The following is a 17,146-nucleotide window of genomic DNA, read 5'->3' on the forward strand; positions in this document are numbered from 1 at the left end:
GCGTCGCCCTGTCCGCCCGCTCCGCCGATCAGTATTTCAGCCTGACGACTTGGCCGCCCTTCCAGACGCCGAGGAAGACATGCTCCTTGTCGAGGCATTCGTGATCGGTGGGCGAAAACGGCTTGGCCGGCGTCGCCGAGATGGCGGCGATGCCGTCGATCGCCTCGAGCGCGTCGCGGATCGCCTTGGGGTCGCTCTTGCCGACCTTCTCCACGGCGGCGAAGACGACCTGGCCGGTGTCGTAGCCGAGCGCAGCCAGAACGGGCCAGCGATAATCGCTGCCGTATTCCTTGCGCATCCGGTCGTCGAACGCCTTGGCCTTCGGATCGGCGAGATCGAGCGCCTGACCCATCACGGTTCCCTCGATCGCCTCCCGCCCGACGATCTGCTCGACCTTGAGCGAGGACAGGCCCCAGTTGCCGGCGATGACGGGGCGGTAGTCGAGACGGGCCATCGGCCGATAGACCAGCTCGAAGGATTCGTGGAAGTTGAGCACGAGCTCGGCGCCCGCATCGCGCATCTTGATCATCTGCGGCGTGAGGTCGTTGACGCCGGGCGCGGCAGCCTCCGTCGCCACGAGTTCGCGGCCGCGCGCCTTCAGGCCGGCCTCGACCTCCTTCGCGGTGACGCTGCCGTAGCCGGTCGTCGAATGGACGAGCCCGATCTTCTTGAAGGTCTTCACGCCCCAGTCGAGGATCGCCTCGATCTGGAACTTCTCGACCATCGAGCAGCGGAAGATGTAGCTCGGCTTCTGGTCGATGAACTGGGTCGTGATCGGCGTCGCGATCGACGGACCCGCGACGAGCGGGATTCCGGCGCGCTGCAGGATCGGCGCGAAAGCCAGGACGTTGCCGCTGCTGACGGTGCCGACGACGACCGGCACGCGATCGTTCTGGACGAGGCGCTGCACGACGGACACGGCGCGCTGCGGATTGGCTTCGTCGTCATAGACGACGAGTTCGATCTTGGTCTTCGGGCTCTTCGCCAGATGGTCCTTGAGCGCGAGCTTGAGGCCCTGGAGATAGGATTCGCCGAAATCCGTGATCGCCGGCGGACCGCTCAGTCCTTGGACGACGCCGACCTTCACCGTCTCCTGCGCAAGCGCGCTCGTGCAGAACGCGGCGATGGCGGCCGCGAGGGCCAGGCTTCGTGCTCGCTTCATCTTATTATCCTCCCGTCGTCTTTATCGTTGCTCAGTCGCCGCGGAACCGGGCGGCTCGTTTTTCCCGGAAGGCCGTCGTGCCTTCGCGAATGTCCTGCGTCCCGCCGAGGTCGTAGAAGGAGCGCGATTCCAGCCGCAAAGCCTCCTCGAGCGTCATCCCGACGGAGCGTCGCATGACGTCCTTGGCGAAGCGCTGCGGGAGCGGGGCGCGGCTCGCGAGCATGGCGGCGTAATCCATCGCCTTGCCGAGGAGCTGATCCGCCGGGTGGATGCGGTTGACGAGGCCGATCCGGAAGGCGTGCTCGGCGTCGATCCTCTCGCCGGAGAGCACGATCTCCATCGCATGGCCGAGCCCGACGATCTGCGGCAGTCGGATCAACCCGCCGTCGCAGGCATGGAAGCCCCATTTCACGTCCTGCAGCGCGAACTCGGCATTCGGCGAGCAGAACCGGATGTCGCAGGCGAGGGCGAGCTCGAACCCGCCGGAAATCGCGAAGCCGTTGATCGCCGCGACGATCGGCTTGCCGATCTCCATATTCCGCGTGATGCCGCCGAAGCCGGGACCGTCGGTGTAGCGCTGGCGGAATTCCGGGGCAGGGCGGTTGGCGAAATCGATCGTGTAGGTCTTCAGGTCGGCGCCCGCGCAGAACGCCTTGTCGCCCGCACCGGTGATGACGGCGACGCGAGCCTCCGGATCGGCATCGAAACGGCGCCAAGCCTCGACCAGCGCGTCGTTCGCCGCGAAATCGAGCGAGTTCATCGTGTCGGCGCGGTCGATCGTGATCAGCGTGACCGGCCCGCGGGTTTCGGTGAGGATGTCGGTCACGTCGTGCGCTCCGTGAACAGGTAGGCTCCGTCGTGTTCGCCGGTCGCCCGCAGCGGCAATGCGAGCCTGAGGCGGTCCGGATCGCCCGCGATGCGGCCGGTGAGACGCAGGCCGGATTCGAGATCGACGACAGCGATCACGTAGGGGGCCTGGCCCTTGAAGCGCGTCGGCGCACGGCGGATCGTGGTCCAGGAGACCAGCGCGCCGTCGCCGGGCAGCTCGGTCGGTTCGAGATCCGGGCTGTGGCATGCCTCGCAGAGATCGCGGGGGCCGGGATCGAGCCTGCCGCAGGCGGCGCAGCGCAGGGCTTTGATCAGGACGGGATCAGGCATCGAGGCGCTTCAGGATGTTGACGGAACAGGCGACGCCGGTGCCGCCGAGGTTGTGGGTCAGGCCGATCGCGGCATCCCTCACCTGGTTCGGATGCTGGCCCCGGAGCTGGAGGACGGTCTCGTAGATCTGGCTGATGCCCGTCGCGCCGACCGGATGGCCCTTGGACAGAAGGCCCCCGGAGGGGTTGATCGGGACGTCGCCGCCGACCCGCGTCCGGCCTTCGGCGGCATAGGCCGCTCCGTGGCCGCGGGGCATGAGACCGAGATCCTCGCCATCGATGATCTCGGCGATCGAGAAGCAATCGTGCAGTTCGACGACATCGACGTCCTGCGCCGTGATCCCGGCCTGGGCGTAGGCGGCCTGCGCGGCGGCGACGGTCGCCTCGAAGGTGCAGAGATCGGGATGGCCGGCGATCCGGGCGGAGCCGCGCGTCTGGGCGGCGGCCAGAACCTCGACGGGCATCGCCGCGAGGTCGGGCCGGCGATCGGCCGCGACCAGAAGCAGCGCCGATGCGCCGTCGCTGGTCGGGCAGCAATCGTAGAGGCGGAGCGGATCGCAGATCAGCGCCGATTGCACGATCTGGTCGTTGTCGAGGGTCGCGCCCATCTGGGCGAGGGGGTTGAGCAGGCCGTTCGCCTTGTTCTTCGTGACGACGGCCGAGACCTGCTCGCGGCGGGTGCCGTAGCGCTCGGCATGGACCTGCCAGGCGAGCCCGAAGAGCCCCGGGAACGTGAGCCCGCTGACCCCGTCGCTGCGGTTGTCCATGGCGCAGTTGAGCGCCGCCGTGGTGGTGGCCGTATCGGCATGCGTCATCTTTTCGACGCCGACCGCAAGCGCGACGTCGCAGAGCCCGCTGGCGATGGCGAGATAGGCGTGGCGAAAGGCGATGCCGCCGGAGGCGCAGGCGCCCTCGACCTTCGTGCAGGGGATCTGCGCCAGGCCGAGCCCGTCCGCCACGAGACCCGCCAGCACCTCCTGGCCGGTCAGCGGCCCGGATACGAAATTGCCGAGATAGAGCGCGCCGATCTCGCGCCGGTCGATCCCCGCTTCGCGGATCGCCGCATCGGCGGCCCGGATGGCGAGGGACTGGATAGCGATGTCGCCGTGGCGACCGAAGGGGGTGGAGCCGATGCCGGCGACCAGGACCTTGCGCATCAGGGCGTCTCCTCCGCGAGGACGCGGCGCAGTTCGGTCTTCAGCACCTTGCCGTAATTGTTCTTCGGCAGCGGCCCGACGAAGCGATAGCCCTTCGGGCGCTTGAAGCGCGCGATGTTGTCGAGGCAGAGCCGGTCGAGTTCCTGCTCGGTCACGGTCTCGTTGGGCTTCGCGACCACGAAGGCGATCACCTCCTCGCCCCAATCGGGATGCGGATTGCCGACCACCGAGACCTCGAGCAGCGCCGGATGGCGCAGCAGCACCTCCTCGATCTCGCGCGGATAGATGTTCGAGCCGCCCGAGATGATCATGTCCTTCGAGCGGTCCCGAAGGGTCAGGTAGCCGTGCTCGTCGAGGCTGCCGAGATCGCCCGTATGCAGCCAGCCGCCGCGCAGGGCCTTCTCGGTGGCATCCGGATTGTTCCAGTAGCCCAGCATCGTGCAATCGCTTTTCGAGATGACCTCGCCAACCTCGCCCGGCGGCACATCCCGATCCTCCTCGTCGACGACCCGGACGAGAACGCCCGTGCGGGGCACGCCGCAGGATGCGAGCCGGTCCTCGATCGGCGGCCCGTCCGGCGAGACGTGGCCGGCCTTGTCGAGCCCGGTGATCGTCATCGGCGATTCGCCCTGGCCGAAGAGCTGATAGAGGCGCGGGCCGAAGATCTCGATCGCACGCTTCAGGTCGGCGACGTACATCGGGCCGCCGCCGTAATAGATCGTCTTGATCCGAGCCGGATCGATTGCACGGGCGACGGGCGAATTGACGAGCCGCGTCAGCATGGTCGGCGCGGCGAACATGGTGACGTTCCGATGCCGGCCGATGGTCTCGGCGATGACGTCGAGATCGAAGCCCGGCAGCACGATGTGCCGCGCGCCTTTCAGGAAGAACGGCAGGCCGTAGAGGCCCGAGGCATGGGACAGGGGCGCTGTGTGAAGCTTGACGTCGTCCGGCGTCAGCGCGTCGATATCGGCGAAATAGCATTGGCAGGCGAAGAGCAGCACGCGATGGCTCAGCATCGCGCCCTTCGGCCGGCCCGTCGTGCCGCTGGTATAGAAGAGCCAGGCGAGATCGTCGGGCTCCGACGGATGAAGGTCCGCGGGATGTTCCGCGAGCAGGGCCTCGTAATCGGCAGTGCCGGTCGAGACGACCCGGCACGCGCTCTCCCGAGCGGCCTCGGCCGCCTGAGCGGCGAGGCCCGGGGTGGTGATCATCAGGGTCGCGCCGCAATCGCCGATCACATGCGCGACCTCGCGGGCATGAAGCTTGGCGTTGCACGGCACGGCGCAGAGGCCGGCCGCCCAGCAGCCGAACAGGCACTCGAAGAATTCGCCGCAATTCTCCATCCAGAGGACGATGCGATCACCGGGCCGGCAGCCGCCGGCGCGGAATGCCCCTGCGAGGCTCCGCAGGCGATCCGCGAACTGGCCATAGGTCAAGTCGGCCGTCTCGGAGCTGACGGCAGGAGCGGCCGGTTGCCGGCGCGCGACGTCGATCACCAAATGCGCGAGGCTCATACGCCCTCCCTTTACGCGCCAGTAAAGTTTTATGTCCTTGCCGTTAAGCTAGCGCACGCTATCCTGCTCCGCAACGGGGTCTGCGAGGAGATATTGAGAATGGGACGCGGATGACGCGGCAGGGTCTCGGGGCCTTCGGGGCAGCTTTCGATCGCGAGGATCAGCGCAGCCGCAAGCGGGACGCCGTCGTCCGCGCCGCCGCCGTGGCCTTCAACGAGCGCGGCTTTTCGAACACGTCGATGGATGATGTCGCGGCCGCCCTCGGCGTCTCGAAACCGACGCTCTACCAGTACTTCAGCAGCAAGCAGGAGATCCTCTACGAATGCCATCGGCTCGCGGCCTTCCACGGCGAGCAGGGGCTCGCGGATGCGCGGGCTCACGACGGCCCCGCCCTCGACAAGCTGCTCGTCTACGTCCGGCGCTTCATGATGGGCTTCTTCGACGATCTGGGATCCTGCGCGGTGCTCCTCGACATCAACTCCCTGACGGAGGCCAATCGCGACGAGATCGCTCGGCGTCGCGACGCCGTCAGCGAGGGGGTCGCATCCCTGATCGCGGCCGGCATTCGCGATGGCAGCATCGCATCGTGCGATCCGAAGCTCGCCGCGCTGTTCATCTTCGGCGTCGTGAACTGGATGTCGGTCTGGTATCGTTCGGGCGGGCCGAAAGCCCCGGACGAGATCGCTTCCGAATTCCTGAAACTCTTCCGCTTCGGTCTGCAATCGCCGCCGGAGCCACAGTGACGGCCGGGGGCCGTGCGGAGCACGATCCGTAGCGGACGCTCGCCGCGCTCCGGCGTTCCCCGTCAGGCCCTCTCGCGCGAGGCGCGTTCCAGCGCCTCGCGATGCTCGGGCGCCGCGATCGCGATCATGCGGCGGGCGCGCTCGGCGAGGCCGATCCCGCGGAGGTCGGCGACGCCGTGCTCGGTGACGACGAGGTCGGCGTCGCTCCTCGCCACGGTCACGGTGCCGATGCCGACGGAGATGCGGCTCGTCCTGCCGTCCTTCGTCGTCGAGGGGAGGGCGATGATCGAACGCCCGCCCTCGCTCGCGAGCGCCCCTCGGACGAAATCGACGAGGCCGCCGACGGCCCCGACGTAGTTCTTGCCGGCGATCTCGGAATTCACCTGCCCGGTGAGATCGACCTCGATCGCCGAATTGATGGCGCGGACGTTCGGGATCGCGGCGATCGTCGCATGATCGTGGGTGCGCGAGGCCGGATGCACCGCGACCGCCGGGTTGTCGTGGACGTGGTCGAACAGGCGGCGCGTGCCGAGCACGGTGTTGGCGATGGTGACGCCCCGGTCGAAGGGCTTGCGGGCATTGGTGACGGCGCCCCGTTCGATCAGGTCGACGCAGACGTCGCCGATGACGCCGGAATGGATGCCGAGATCGCGATGCCCCCCGAGCCCGGACAGCGCCGCGACCGGGGTCGCCCCGACGCCGAATTGCAGGCAGGCGCCGTCCGGAACGAGGGACGCGACATGGCGCGCGATCGCGGCTTCCGTGTCCCCGAAGCGGGCCGCTCCGAGTTCCTGCGGCGGGGCATCGGCCGCGACATAGAGGTCCGGCGCCCGCTCCTCCGGGAGGGCCGCGCCATGGGTCCAGGGCGCCTGCGGGTTCACCTCGGCGATCACGAGGCGCGCGTGACGAGCGGCGAGGGCCACGTAGTCGTGGGTGAGCGAGAGGCTGTAGCCGGAGCGCCCGGGCGGCGGCGGGGCGACCTGGAGGAGGACGACGTCGGCGCGCATCGCACCCGTCCGGAAGGCCCGTTCGAGGGCGCTGTAATGGCAGGACAGGACGTCCAGAACGCCCGCCCGCGCCAGGGCAGCACTCGTCCCGATCGCCCCGTAGCTGCGGAACGCGATGCCGGCGCTCCGCTCGGGCGCGAAGGTGTCCGAGAACGTCGCGCCGAGGAAGCAGGTGAAGGGGCCGATCGCATCCTTCTGCGCGACGAGGCGCCGCGTCAGGGTCAGCGGCTCCGCCGTGCCCTGGCCGCACAGGACGAGGTCGCCCGGCCTGATCAGGCCGGCGAAGTCCACGCTGTCCGCGGGTCGGATCACCGGGCGGCCCCTCAATAGGATTTCGGCAGCCCGAGCACCTTCTCGGCGATGAAGCAGAGAACGAGCTGCGGGCTGACGGGCGCGATGCGCGGGATCATGACCTCGCGCAGGTAGCGCTCGACATGGTATTCCTTGGCATAGCCGAAGCCGCCATGGGTCATGACGGCCTGCTGGCAGGCGTTGAAGCCGGCCTCGCCGGCGAGATACTTGGCCGCGTTGGCGGCCGGCCCGCAGGGCAGGCCGTTGTCGTATTGCCAGGCGGCCGACATCACCATGAGCCAGGCGGCCTCGAGCTCCATCCAATTCGCGGCCAGCGGGTGCTGGATGGCCTGGTTCTGGCCGATCGGCCGGTTGAAGACCTGCCGCTCCTTCGCATAGGCGGTGGCGCGCGAGAGCGCGAGCTGGCCGAGACCGACGGCCTCGGCCGCGATGAGGATCCGCTCCGGGTTCATGCCGTGCAGGATGTATTCGAACCCCCGGCCCTCCTCGCCGATCCGGTCCTCCATCGGGATCTCAAAATCCTCGAAGAAGAGTTCGTTCGAATCGACGGCCTTGCGGCCCATCTTCTCGATCTCGTGGACCTTGATCCGGTCGCGGTCGAAATCGGTATAGAAGAGCGTGAGGCCGTGGGTCGGCTTCGTCACGTCTTCCAACGGCGTCGTGCGGGCGAGCAGCAGGATCTTCTTGGCGACCTGGGCGGTCGAGATCCAGACCTTTTGGCCGTTGACGACGTAGCGGTCGTTCTTGGCGACGGCGCGCGTCCTGAGCTGCGTCGTGTTGAGGCCCGTATTGGGCTCCGTGACCGCGAAACAGGCCTGCTCGCGGCCCTCGACCATGCCGGGCAGCATGCGCCGCTTCTGCTCGTCCGTGCCGAAGACGACGACGGGGTTCAATCCGAACACGTTGATGTGGACGGCCGAGGCGCCCGTCATGCCCGCGCCCGAGCGCGCGATCATGCGCATCATCAGCGCGGCCTCCGTCACGCCGAGGCCCGAGCCGCCATATTCCTCCGGGATGCAGATGCCGAGGAAGCCGCCCTCGGCCATGGCCTTGAAGAACTCGGTCGGGAAACCGCCCTCGGTGTCGCGGCGATGCCAGTAATCGTCGCCGAAGCGGGCGCAGATGGCGCCGACGGCCTCCTGAATGGCCTCCTGATCGGGGGACAACGCGAAATCCATCTCGGTCCTCGTTCAAATGCCGGTGGCGGCCGGGGCGGCGGAGGGGACCCGTTCTTCGGCCCCGTCTTCGGGCAGGCCGGTCCCGCGCAGGATCGTGCGCTGCCCTGGTGTCGGGGCCAACCCACGGGGCGATCTCGCCATCGGGCTCGTCATGACGTCGGCGCCGTCATCGGCGAACCAGCCGCCGCGACGGCGACCGCCCAGGCCGTCGTCCTGTCGAGACTGCAATAGCCGCCGAGCGCTCCCATGCCGCTATCGATCCAGCTTCGTGGACGGATTGTCCAGCGCTGCGAGGGTTTGCGGGACGATCCGGGATGGGCTCGGGCCGGCGGCTTGGTGTGCCCCGGCGCGCTTGCTATACGTCCGGCCGGCTTGGCAACGAACGGGTTTTGATGAGGATCGTCCGAGCGGCGCGGCTGTGGTTCAAAGGCGGCTCGTCCGACAAGCTGTACGAGGTCGACCTCGTCGAGAACGACGGCCTGTTCGGCGACGCCCGATTCCTGGTCAATTTCCGCTATGGGCGCCGCGGCTCGAGCCTGCGCGAGGGAACGAAGACCACGGTCCCGGTGACGCGCGAGGCGGCCGAGAAGGTCTTCGACAGCGTCGTCGTCGCCAAGGTCAACGAAGGCTATCGCAGGACCGACCAGGGGGCGGCCGCCCCCTCTATCGCGACGTCTCCGGAAGCCCCGGCTCCCGAAGCGGTCGAGGGGCGTGGGCTGAAACTGCTCGGGCGGCTCGAAGCGCATCTGCGCAGCCCCTGGCCCGGCCCGGATCGCGACCGGCTGCTCTGGCGCATCGGCGAGGTCCGCCTTCGCGCGGCGACGCCGACGCTCCTCACCCTCGCCGAGAAATCGGGCCCGGAGGCCAGCTATTCGCTTGTCTTCGCCCTCGCCCGCGCGGCCGGCGCCGCCGCTGCCGACAGGCTGAAGACGATCGCGCGCTCGGCCGACAGCGCGCTGGTGCGGGACCTCGCCGCCTTCGCCCTCGTCTCGCCCCTGATGGGTGACGCACGCGAGACCGGCGCGCTCGATTCGTCCCTGCCGCGATCGGTGATCGAGGCGGGGGAGGCGCGCGATGCCGATCGGATCGTCGGTGCCCTCGCGGATCTCGCGGCGAGTGCGAAGGGGCGCTCGCTGGACGTGGGACGTTCGCTCGTCGCCCTGGCGCGTGCCGCGCAGGGCGATGCGGCGCTGAACGCCGCGCTCGCCGCAGCCGTCGCGCGCCTTCCGGCCCGGCCGCCCTACCTGTTCGGCCTGCGCAAGCTCTACAAATATGCCGAGATGGCCGACGACGCGGCCCTGTTCGGAGCGAGCGCGCACCGCTTCGAGACCGCGACGCCGATGTACAAGACCTCGCGCGTCTATCGCGGCCGCGTCCACGTGCCCGAACTCGGGACGCGCCTTCAGCTCGACGAGGTGCGCGACAGGCCCGACACGCAGATCGGGCTCGCCGATGCGACGCTGCGCTATTTCAAGCGCCGGATCTGGCGCACCTTGCGCAAGCGCGGCGAGCTCGGCGATCCGACCTTCGCCGAACTGGCCACGTCCTATCTGCTGGCCCTGCAGCCGGCCGATCTCAGCGCGCCCGCAACCTGGACGCATTTCGTCTACGGGGCGAACGGCCAGTGGAACCGCGAGGCGCGGTCCTCCGGCCCCCTGTCCAAGAACTGGACGGCGAGCCAGCTCCTCCAGCGCAACGACCGGCGGTCCGTCGCCCGCTACGGCAGCCTGACCTTCCAGGAGCGGCCCTCGGCTCCGCCCGGGGAGGGGCGTCCGGAAGCCTTCCCCGACCTGTGGAATGCCCGCCCCGACCTCGGGCTCCGCCTCGCGGCCGAGAGCCCGGTCTGGCCGGCGGCCATGCTCGGCCTTCGGGTGCTGAAGGCCCAGCCGGCTTTCGTATCCGCGCTCGCCTCTGCGGAGATCGGGCGTCTGCTGGCCTCGCCTCATGCCGAGGTCGCGGCTCTCGCCTTCTCCGAGGCGCGCGACCGGCTCGCGACGGGCACCGCGGACGACGACCTCCTCGCGGCCCTGCTCGGGGCCGATCTCGTCGAGGCGCGCCGGCTCGCGACCGAGAGGATCGAGCACGATGCGAGGTTGCCCTGGTCGGGGGAACGCCTCGCCCTCGCGGCGATCACCGCCTCCCATTCCGATCTCGCCGAGCCCGTCGCCCGCTGGTCGCGGGAGCGGCGGCTCGCGCCGGGCCTCGCCGAACCGCTCGCCCGCGCCGTCGTCGCCTGGCTCCTCGCGGTACCGGCCCATCCCGACGCCCCGGCCGAAGCCGTCATCCGGGCCGCCCGGTCGCGCCTGCGGCTTCTCTGGCCGGACCGGACCATGCCGGCCCGTCCGGAAGACGTGCGACAGCTGATGGCGCATCCGGCCCCCGCGATCATGGCGGCCGGCATCGACATCCTGGGCCTCAGCGGAACCGATCCGTCGACGATCGCCGACGAGACCTGGCGCGCCCTACTCGGTTCGTCGTCGGAGGATGTCCAGGAGGCGGCGCTGACGCTCTTCGGAGGCCTCGGCGACGAGGACCTCTCGACCCACGCGCCGCTCGTCGTCGCCTTCGCGACCTCCTCGTCGAGCCGCCTCCGGCAGGCCGCCCGGCCTCTCGTCGCACGGATCGCCGAGCGCGACCCGGCTCTCGCCGACCGGCTCGCCCACGACCTGATCGGAACGCTGTTCCTCTCCGCTCCGGACGAGGATTATCCGGCCGACATCATCGCGCTCCTGCGCGAGGCGATGCCCCGGCAACTCGCCGCCCTGGACGAGGCGACGGTCTGGCGGATGCTGCAGGCGCGGGCCAAGGGCGCGCAATTGCTCGGCGCGGATCTCCTTCTCGGCCGCGAGCCGGCTGCGTTCTCGGTCAGGCAGATCGCCCGGCTCGGCAATCACGCGCATCTCGCCGTCCGGCAATGGGCGATGGCCGCCTATGCCGCGGCGCCCGAGCGCTTCCGCGCCGAGGCGGCCGACGCCGTCCTGCTCGTCGAGAGCGAATGGCCCGAGGTCTACGACTTCGCCCGGCAGCAATTCGAGACCTGGCCGCCGGAGGCCTGGACGCCCGAGACGCTCGCGGTCGTCACCGACAGCGTGAAGCCGCCGGTCCTCGACTTCGCGCGCCACCTCCTGCGCAGCCGCCTCGCCCCGGCCGATGCCGAGGCGCAGCTGACGCGGCTCCTCGAACATCCCGCGCAGGCGATGCATCTCCTCGTCACCGAGATGCTGACGCAGGAGGCCGCCGGGTCCGACGCGGCCTTCGCGAAGCTCCTGCCGCTCGCCCGCATCGTCATGCTTCAGGTCCTGAAGGGCCGGGTCGCGAAGGACCGCATGGCCGCCTTCCTGACGGCGGAGGCGCTGCGCGATCGCGGTCGGGCGGAGCGCGTGGCGCCGCTCTTCGCCGATCTGACGCTCAGCGGCACGGAGCGCGACCGGGCCCATGCGGTGCTCGCGCTTCGCGACATCGCCCGTGCCCATCCGGGCATCGCCCTCCCGATCGCGTCCCGACCCGCGCCCCTCCGACCGACCGGCCGAGCCGCCTGATGAACTTCGTCCATCGCTATTTCGGCGAGACCCGCGCCTCGTCCGACGCCGTCTCGACCCTTCTCGGCTTCGCGCCCGACACCTTGCGCGAGCCGACCTATTTCGTCGGCCGGGTGGCGCGCCATCTCCCGTTCCGCGAGGCGATCTCGGCTCTCCACCACGTCGTCGTCTCGGACCTTCGCTTCAAGCCGAAGGACCGCACGGAGTATCTCGCCTGGCTGAAGGCGCACGAGGAGCAGCTCCTCGCCGAGGCCCTCGCCAGCGGCGAGGATGCGCAGGCGAAGATCGAGAGCCTTCGCCGCGAACTCGATGGCATCTACAAGAAGTCGAGCGCGATCATGGCGCCGTTCTACAAGGCGCAGCAAAAATACTTCAACTGGCTGTACACGGCCGATCGGGATGCCTGGATCGTCCTCGACCCCGTGATCACGGTGCATCCGGACGAGGTCTTCTTCGAGTGCTTCAGCCTCGACGAATCCACCTATGGCCGGCTGTCCTGCGACCACGACGTCTTCGAGCGGATCGAGGACATGGCCTGCGGCACGACCAATATCGATTACAGCCACGCCCTCTACGACGAGTTCCAGAAGATCAGGAGCTACCGCGACACGACCCTGTCGATAGACCCCACCGGCTTCGAGGTGCAGACGAGCGGCGAGGCAGCCTATCGCGAGGACAAGATCGAGCTTCCGGATTCGTGGATGCGCGGCTTCCTGCAGGTCTCGAGCGCGATGGCGCAGCCGGCGCATGTCGTCGACCTGCATCCGGTCGACATGCACGCCATCCTGACGCGGCTCGCCGCGAAGAAGGAGCGCCACGGCCCGCGCTCGCTCCGCTTCCTGCTGGAGCCGGACAAGCCGGTCTCGGTCCTGATCGAGCCCTGGAACGAGAGGCTCACCTTCCGGCGCTCGATCTACAAGGGCCGGGAGGGCGCGGAGATCCGGATCTGGGGTCGTCGCCGCCTCGCCATCCTCGCTCGCGCTCTGCCGCTCGCGAAATCGGTGCGGCTGCATCTCCTCGGGACGGGCCTGCCCTCCTTCGCGGTGGTGGATTTCGGCGGCCTGCGCTTCACGCTGGGGCTGTCCGGCTGGACGGCGAACGATTGGTCGCGCGCCGGCCAGTTCGACCTCCTCGCGCCCCGCGCCCGAGTCGATCAGGCGAGTGCCGAACGCGTCTTCGCGGCCCTGGGGGCGCGCTATTCCGCGACCGTCGACGAGATCGCCGCCGATACGGGTCTCGACCGCACGCTCGTCGCAGGGGCCCTCGGCCTCTACGTGCAGAACGGCCGCGCCATGTACGACCTCGACAAGCGCGTCTTCCGCCTGCGCGAACTGACGCGCGAGCCGCTGCATGCCGGCGCGCTTCGCTTCGCGTCGGAGCAGGAGGAGAAGGCCGACCGTTTCGTCGAGGCGCGCCTTGTCACCATCGCCTCGACCGATCGGCGCGACGGCCGCCGGATCGTCAACGGCGAGGTGATGGACGACGGCAAGACGGTGCGGCCGATGATCGCCCTCGATGCGGATGACCGCCTGGTCGAGGGGCGCTGCGAATGCTGGTTCTACGGACACAACAAGCTGATGCGCGGCCCCTGCGAGCACATGCTGGCGCTTCGCCGCCTGTTCCACGCCCAGGTGGAGGGGAAGGCGGCGTGATGGACAGCTTGCCTTCGGCACCGCCGGCCCGTAACCATTTCCCAACGAGGGGCGCCGGTCGGACAGGACCTTGCAACCTGGGCGGCGTTTCGCCGTCCCTGCACCCTGCCCGGCAAAGCGTCACTGGCCCGCTCTTCACTGGGGGACCCCAGCCCACCCGTGCGGATTTCCAGTTTGGGTTCCTTGAACCCAAATCCGCACGGGTGGGCGGGGTCCCTTCGAGTGGACCGAGCCAGTCCCGAGATGAGACGAAGGCATCCCGGCCGGCGCCCCTCGTATTCTCCCCCCACGCGTCTGTGTCCGGATCGGGAGCGCGGCCATGACCGTGCAGCCCGGCAGCCTGACGCGCCAGCAGCTCTACGACCGCATCCGCGAGAGCTCGAAGGACGAGGTCGTCCTCGAGGAGATGATCCGGCTCGGCTTCTGGCCGGGGAACGAGAAGCAGCCGAACCTGCCGGCCGACCTGATCAAGCGTCGCGGCGAGATCCAGCGCGAGATCGGCGAGCTCTACAGGCAGCAGCGGCTGTGGCGCGATCCGGAGAGCGCGCTCAAGGAGATGCACAAGCGCCGCAAGAAGGAGGCCTTGCTGCGGCGCAAGGAGACCCGGCGCCGGAACGCCGCCGCGCGCCACGAGCGGGCGCTGGCCTGGCACGAGCGGCGGAAGACGGAAATCCTCTATCTAGGCGCCGGAGTGTCGGGCGGCCTGGGGGCGAACGAACCGGAACTCGGCCGCTCGCCGAGAGACGGCCTGCCCGAGGTCGCGACCCCGAAGGCGCTCGCCGACGCCATGGGCATCCCGCTCGGCGAGTTGCGCTTCCTCGCCTATGACCGGGCGCTGTCGCGGGTCAGCCACTACCAGCGTTTCACGATCCCGAAGAAGACGGGCGGCGAGCGGCTGATCTCGGCGCCCATGCCGCGCCTCAAGCGCGCGCAATATTGGGTGCTCGACAACCTCCTCGCCAAGGCGCCGCTCCACGAGGCGGCGCATGGCTTCGTGCCGGGCCGCTCGATCCTGACCAATGCGGGTGTCCATGTCGGCCGCGAGGTCGTGGTCAATCTCGACCTCAAGGACTTCTTCCCCTCGCTCACCTTCCGGCGCGTCAAGGGCAAGTTCCGGGGGCTCGGCTATCCGGAAGCCGTCGCGACGGTGCTGGCCCTCCTCTGCACCGAGCCGGATGTCGACGAGCTCGACCTCGATGGCGAGCGCCTCTTCGCGGCCCGCGGTCCGCGACGCCTGCCGCAGGGCGCCCCGACGAGCCCCGCCCTGACGAACCTCGTCTGCATCCGGCTGGACAAGCGCCTCACCGCGCTCGCCGGCTCCCTCGGCTTCGCCTATACCCGCTATGCCGACGACATGACCTTCTCGGCCTCGGGCGAGGGGGCCGCCAAGGTCGCCGTGCTGCTGAAGATGGTCGGCGAGATCGTCGCGGACGAAGGCTTCACGGTCCATCCCGACAAGACGCGCGTGATGCGGCGGGGCCGGCGCCAGGAGGTGACGGGCCTCACGGTCAACGAGCGCGTGGCCGTGCCGCGCGATACGCTGCGCCGCTTCCGGGCGCTCCTGCACGGGATCGACAAGCAGGGGCCGGAGGGCAAGAGCTGGGGTGTCGCCCGCGACGTCTTCGACGGGGCCCTCGGCTTCGCCTTCTTCGTCCGCATGGTCACGCCGGAGATCGGCGAGCCGCTGGTCGCCCAGGTGCGGGCGCTCGCGGCGCGGCATGGCGGACGGGACGTCGCCGCGCCCGCCATCTCCGCCTTCCGGGCGAAGGCCGCGCGCGGCGAGGCGCCGCTCGATCGTTGGTGGCAGCCGGCCGAGAGGCCCGCGCCCAAGCCGGAGCCAGTCCTGGCCGGGGCCGCGCCCGCCCCGGCGCCGAACGGCATCCGAAGCGCGCCCGGCGCGGCGGCCGGTACCGGCCGGCCGAGCCCGGAGGCGACATCCGTCTGGGGACCTGGCCCCGCGCGATCGGCGCCGGAATCCGGCTCGCCGAGCGTCACGGGGTCCCTGTGGCGCCTCTCGATCGGCCTGCTCAAGCTCGCCGCGCTGCTGATGCTGTTCTCGGCCGGGATGGTCTTCGCCCCGCGTCTCGCGATCCTCGGCGTCTTCGCCCTGATCGGCGTCCTGGCCTATCGCTTCATCCGGAGGGGCTGAGCCGCCTCGGGACTCGGTCCCGGACGGCTCAGGTCTGCTGGTAGACGACGCGGACGCGCGAGAAATCCCGCCGGTCGAGATCGTCCCGCGCGATCACGAAGTACAGGGTTCCCTCGGTCTCCATCTGCGACAGGTCCGCGATCGAGATCTGCAGGAGCAGTCGCCACCGGTCGGCCTTCTCGCTCATGGCCGCTGTCGCCTCGGCGTCCCAGGGATAGGCCGCTCGCTCCGTCGCCGGAATGGCCGAATAGCGCGGATCGTCCTGTTCCGGGTCGGCCGGCCCCATGAGCCGGTTGCGCCGCGCCTCGCGCATCAACCAGGGCTGGGTGACGCGCATGTCGGCGGCATCGGCGCTGAACGGGCCGGCGTCGTTGCTCGTCAGGAGACTGTAGACCTCCCTCGTCGTCTCGCCGTCCGCGATCCGGCCCAGCATCTTGTCCCGCTCGAGTTCGAGCGTGCCGCGCGACGGCAGCACCTTGAGCGCCGTCAACCGGACCGGCCGGGCGGGATGGACGAAGGGCTTCTTCTGCGTGTCATCGGGATCGGAGGAAGACCGGGCAACCTCCCGTATCGCGGCCGCGGCCTCTTTCTGACCGCTCGCCTCGAGGGATTTCGCCATCTCCTCCATGCGCGCGATCTGAACCGGGTCCGGCGCCCTCCACCAGGCTTCCATCCGATCGAAGGCGTCGGGGATCGAGAGACGCTCGAGCCCGGCCGGCGGGGTCGCGTCGTGGCGGACCCGGCAGGCCGGGCCACCGCCTTCGGGATCGCTCATCAGGACGGCGGTATCGACGAAGAACGACAGCCGGCCGGCCGAGGGCAGCCCCGCCGCCGCACTGCCGATCCGCGCGGCCTCGGCGAGGTCGACCTGCCCGACGAATTCGTAAGGCACGGCCTCGGCCAGTTGCCGTGCGATCCAGTTGCTCTCGCCATGCGTCGCGGCTGCCTCGCGTGCGAGGTCCGGCAGGGCGGGCCGCACGGGCCAGGCCTCCCCCTTCGGCAGGTCCGGCGCTCCGCCCAGCCGGGAGGCGCCCGGCGGCGCGTCGCCGCTCGAGGCGTCGAGCCAGATCTGCTCGCTCAGTCGGGAGACCAGGACAGCGATCTGATCGTCGTCCAGGAGCGGCTTCCCATCGACGACGGAATAATCGCGGATGATCCGCCGGGCATCGTCGTCGGACAGGAACAGGGGCTCGCGCCGCTTCCCCTTGTCCTCGGGCGGGCGGGACGCATCGCGGGCGAGGACGCCGCCCCCCGCGGAGGAGGCTCCGAGGAGGCCTGCCGGCAGAAGCGCTTTGAGCCATGCGAGAAGCGACCGACGATCGACCAAAGGATTCACCGGGGAGGCCGCTTCGGCATGACGGTATGGGCCGGGGCCGGTGCCGTCATCGCGATGGCCAGGGATGTGTTCGCCATCGCCGCATCGTGCCATGACGCGGCCGATCTCGCCAGCCGGCTCCGAGCCATCGGGCTCGGCCGGCATCCGCACAGCGGCCGCAGCGATGGCGGCAGGAGTCGATGCCGCCGAGCGAGGTCGCTGGGCCGGAGAGGAGGATTGCCACGGCCAGCCTCTCGC

At 69.7% G+C, this 17,146-nt stretch carries 12 protein-coding genes; 4 read left to right on the plus strand and 8 right to left on the minus strand.

Annotation, left to right across the window (positions count from 1 at the left end):
* Positions 1-28: 28 nt before the first annotated feature.
* The 5 genes from EV668_RS02815 to EV668_RS02835 are packed head-to-tail and all read right to left on the minus strand — an operon-like array spanning position 29 to position 4,993.
* Positions 29-1,162 (minus strand): ABC transporter substrate-binding protein, encoded by a 1,134-nt coding sequence (locus EV668_RS02815; protein ID WP_133768324.1) that lies wholly within the window; start codon positions 1,160-1,162, stop codon positions 29-31.
* 31 nt (positions 1,163-1,193) lie between these two features.
* Complete coding sequence (locus tag EV668_RS02820) at positions 1,194-1,988, minus strand: enoyl-CoA hydratase/isomerase family protein (protein ID WP_133768325.1); 795 nt, start codon at positions 1,986-1,988, stop codon at positions 1,194-1,196.
* Entirely contained in the window at positions 1,985-2,320 is a 336-nt protein-coding gene (locus EV668_RS02825; RefSeq protein ID WP_133768326.1) for a Zn-ribbon domain-containing OB-fold protein, read from the minus strand. Before EV668_RS02825 ends, EV668_RS02820 begins: the two co-directional genes overlap by 4 nt.
* Positions 2,313-3,476: a thiolase domain-containing protein gene (locus tag EV668_RS02830; protein ID WP_133768327.1), complete on the minus strand. Its 1,164-nt coding sequence runs from the start codon at positions 3,474-3,476 to the stop codon at positions 2,313-2,315. The genes EV668_RS02825 and EV668_RS02830 overlap by 8 nt, the downstream gene beginning before the upstream one ends.
* Positions 3,476-4,993, minus strand: coding sequence for an acyl-CoA synthetase (locus EV668_RS02835; protein WP_133768328.1), 1,518 nt, complete (start codon positions 4,991-4,993; stop codon positions 3,476-3,478). Before EV668_RS02835 ends, EV668_RS02830 begins: the two co-directional genes overlap by 1 nt.
* Positions 4,994-5,103: 110 nt before the next feature.
* Here EV668_RS02835 and EV668_RS02840 point away from each other — a divergent pair, with 110 nt between their 5' ends.
* A complete protein-coding gene (locus EV668_RS02840; protein WP_133768329.1) occupies positions 5,104-5,736 on the plus strand; it encodes a TetR/AcrR family transcriptional regulator in 633 nt (210 codons plus the stop codon).
* 62 nt (positions 5,737-5,798) lie between these two features.
* Here the strand turns inward: EV668_RS02840 and EV668_RS02845 are convergent, their stop codons facing one another.
* Both EV668_RS02845 and EV668_RS02850 read right to left on the minus strand, forming a co-directional pair.
* Entirely contained in the window at positions 5,799-7,055 is a 1,257-nt protein-coding gene (locus EV668_RS02845) for an acetyl-CoA hydrolase/transferase family protein (protein WP_245512795.1), read from the minus strand.
* Positions 7,056-7,066: 11 nt separating this feature from the next.
* Positions 7,067-8,233: an acyl-CoA dehydrogenase family protein gene (locus tag EV668_RS02850; RefSeq protein WP_133768330.1), complete on the minus strand. Its 1,167-nt coding sequence runs from the start codon at positions 8,231-8,233 to the stop codon at positions 7,067-7,069.
* 392 nt (positions 8,234-8,625) lie between these two features.
* Between EV668_RS02850 and EV668_RS02855 the strand changes: the two genes are divergently transcribed.
* From EV668_RS02855 to EV668_RS02865, 3 genes are all read left to right on the plus strand, one after another.
* A complete protein-coding gene (locus EV668_RS02855; protein ID WP_133768331.1) occupies positions 8,626-11,772 on the plus strand; it encodes a hypothetical protein in 3,147 nt (1,048 codons plus the stop codon).
* Positions 11,772-13,424, plus strand: a complete 1,653-nt coding sequence (locus EV668_RS02860) for an SWIM zinc finger family protein (protein ID WP_133768332.1) — start codon at positions 11,772-11,774, stop codon at positions 13,422-13,424. Before EV668_RS02855 ends, EV668_RS02860 begins: the two co-directional genes overlap by 1 nt.
* A 319-nt stretch (positions 13,425-13,743) precedes the next feature.
* On the plus strand, positions 13,744-15,573 hold the full coding sequence (locus tag EV668_RS02865) for a reverse transcriptase family protein (RefSeq protein ID WP_133768333.1): 1,830 nt from the start codon (positions 13,744-13,746) through the stop codon (positions 15,571-15,573).
* A 28-nt stretch (positions 15,574-15,601) separates the two neighbouring features.
* Here EV668_RS02865 and EV668_RS02870 read toward each other — a convergent pair whose 3' ends face one another.
* Positions 15,602-16,900 carry a DUF1963 domain-containing protein gene (locus EV668_RS02870; protein WP_166652317.1) on the minus strand — a complete coding sequence of 433 codons (1,299 nt, stop codon included), beginning with the start codon at positions 16,898-16,900 and terminating at the stop codon, positions 15,602-15,604.
* Positions 16,901-17,146 lie beyond the last annotated feature (246 nt).

The sequence above is a fragment of the Enterovirga rhinocerotis genome (assembly GCF_004363955.1).
GTDB lineage: Bacteria > Pseudomonadota > Alphaproteobacteria > Rhizobiales > Beijerinckiaceae > Enterovirga > Enterovirga rhinocerotis.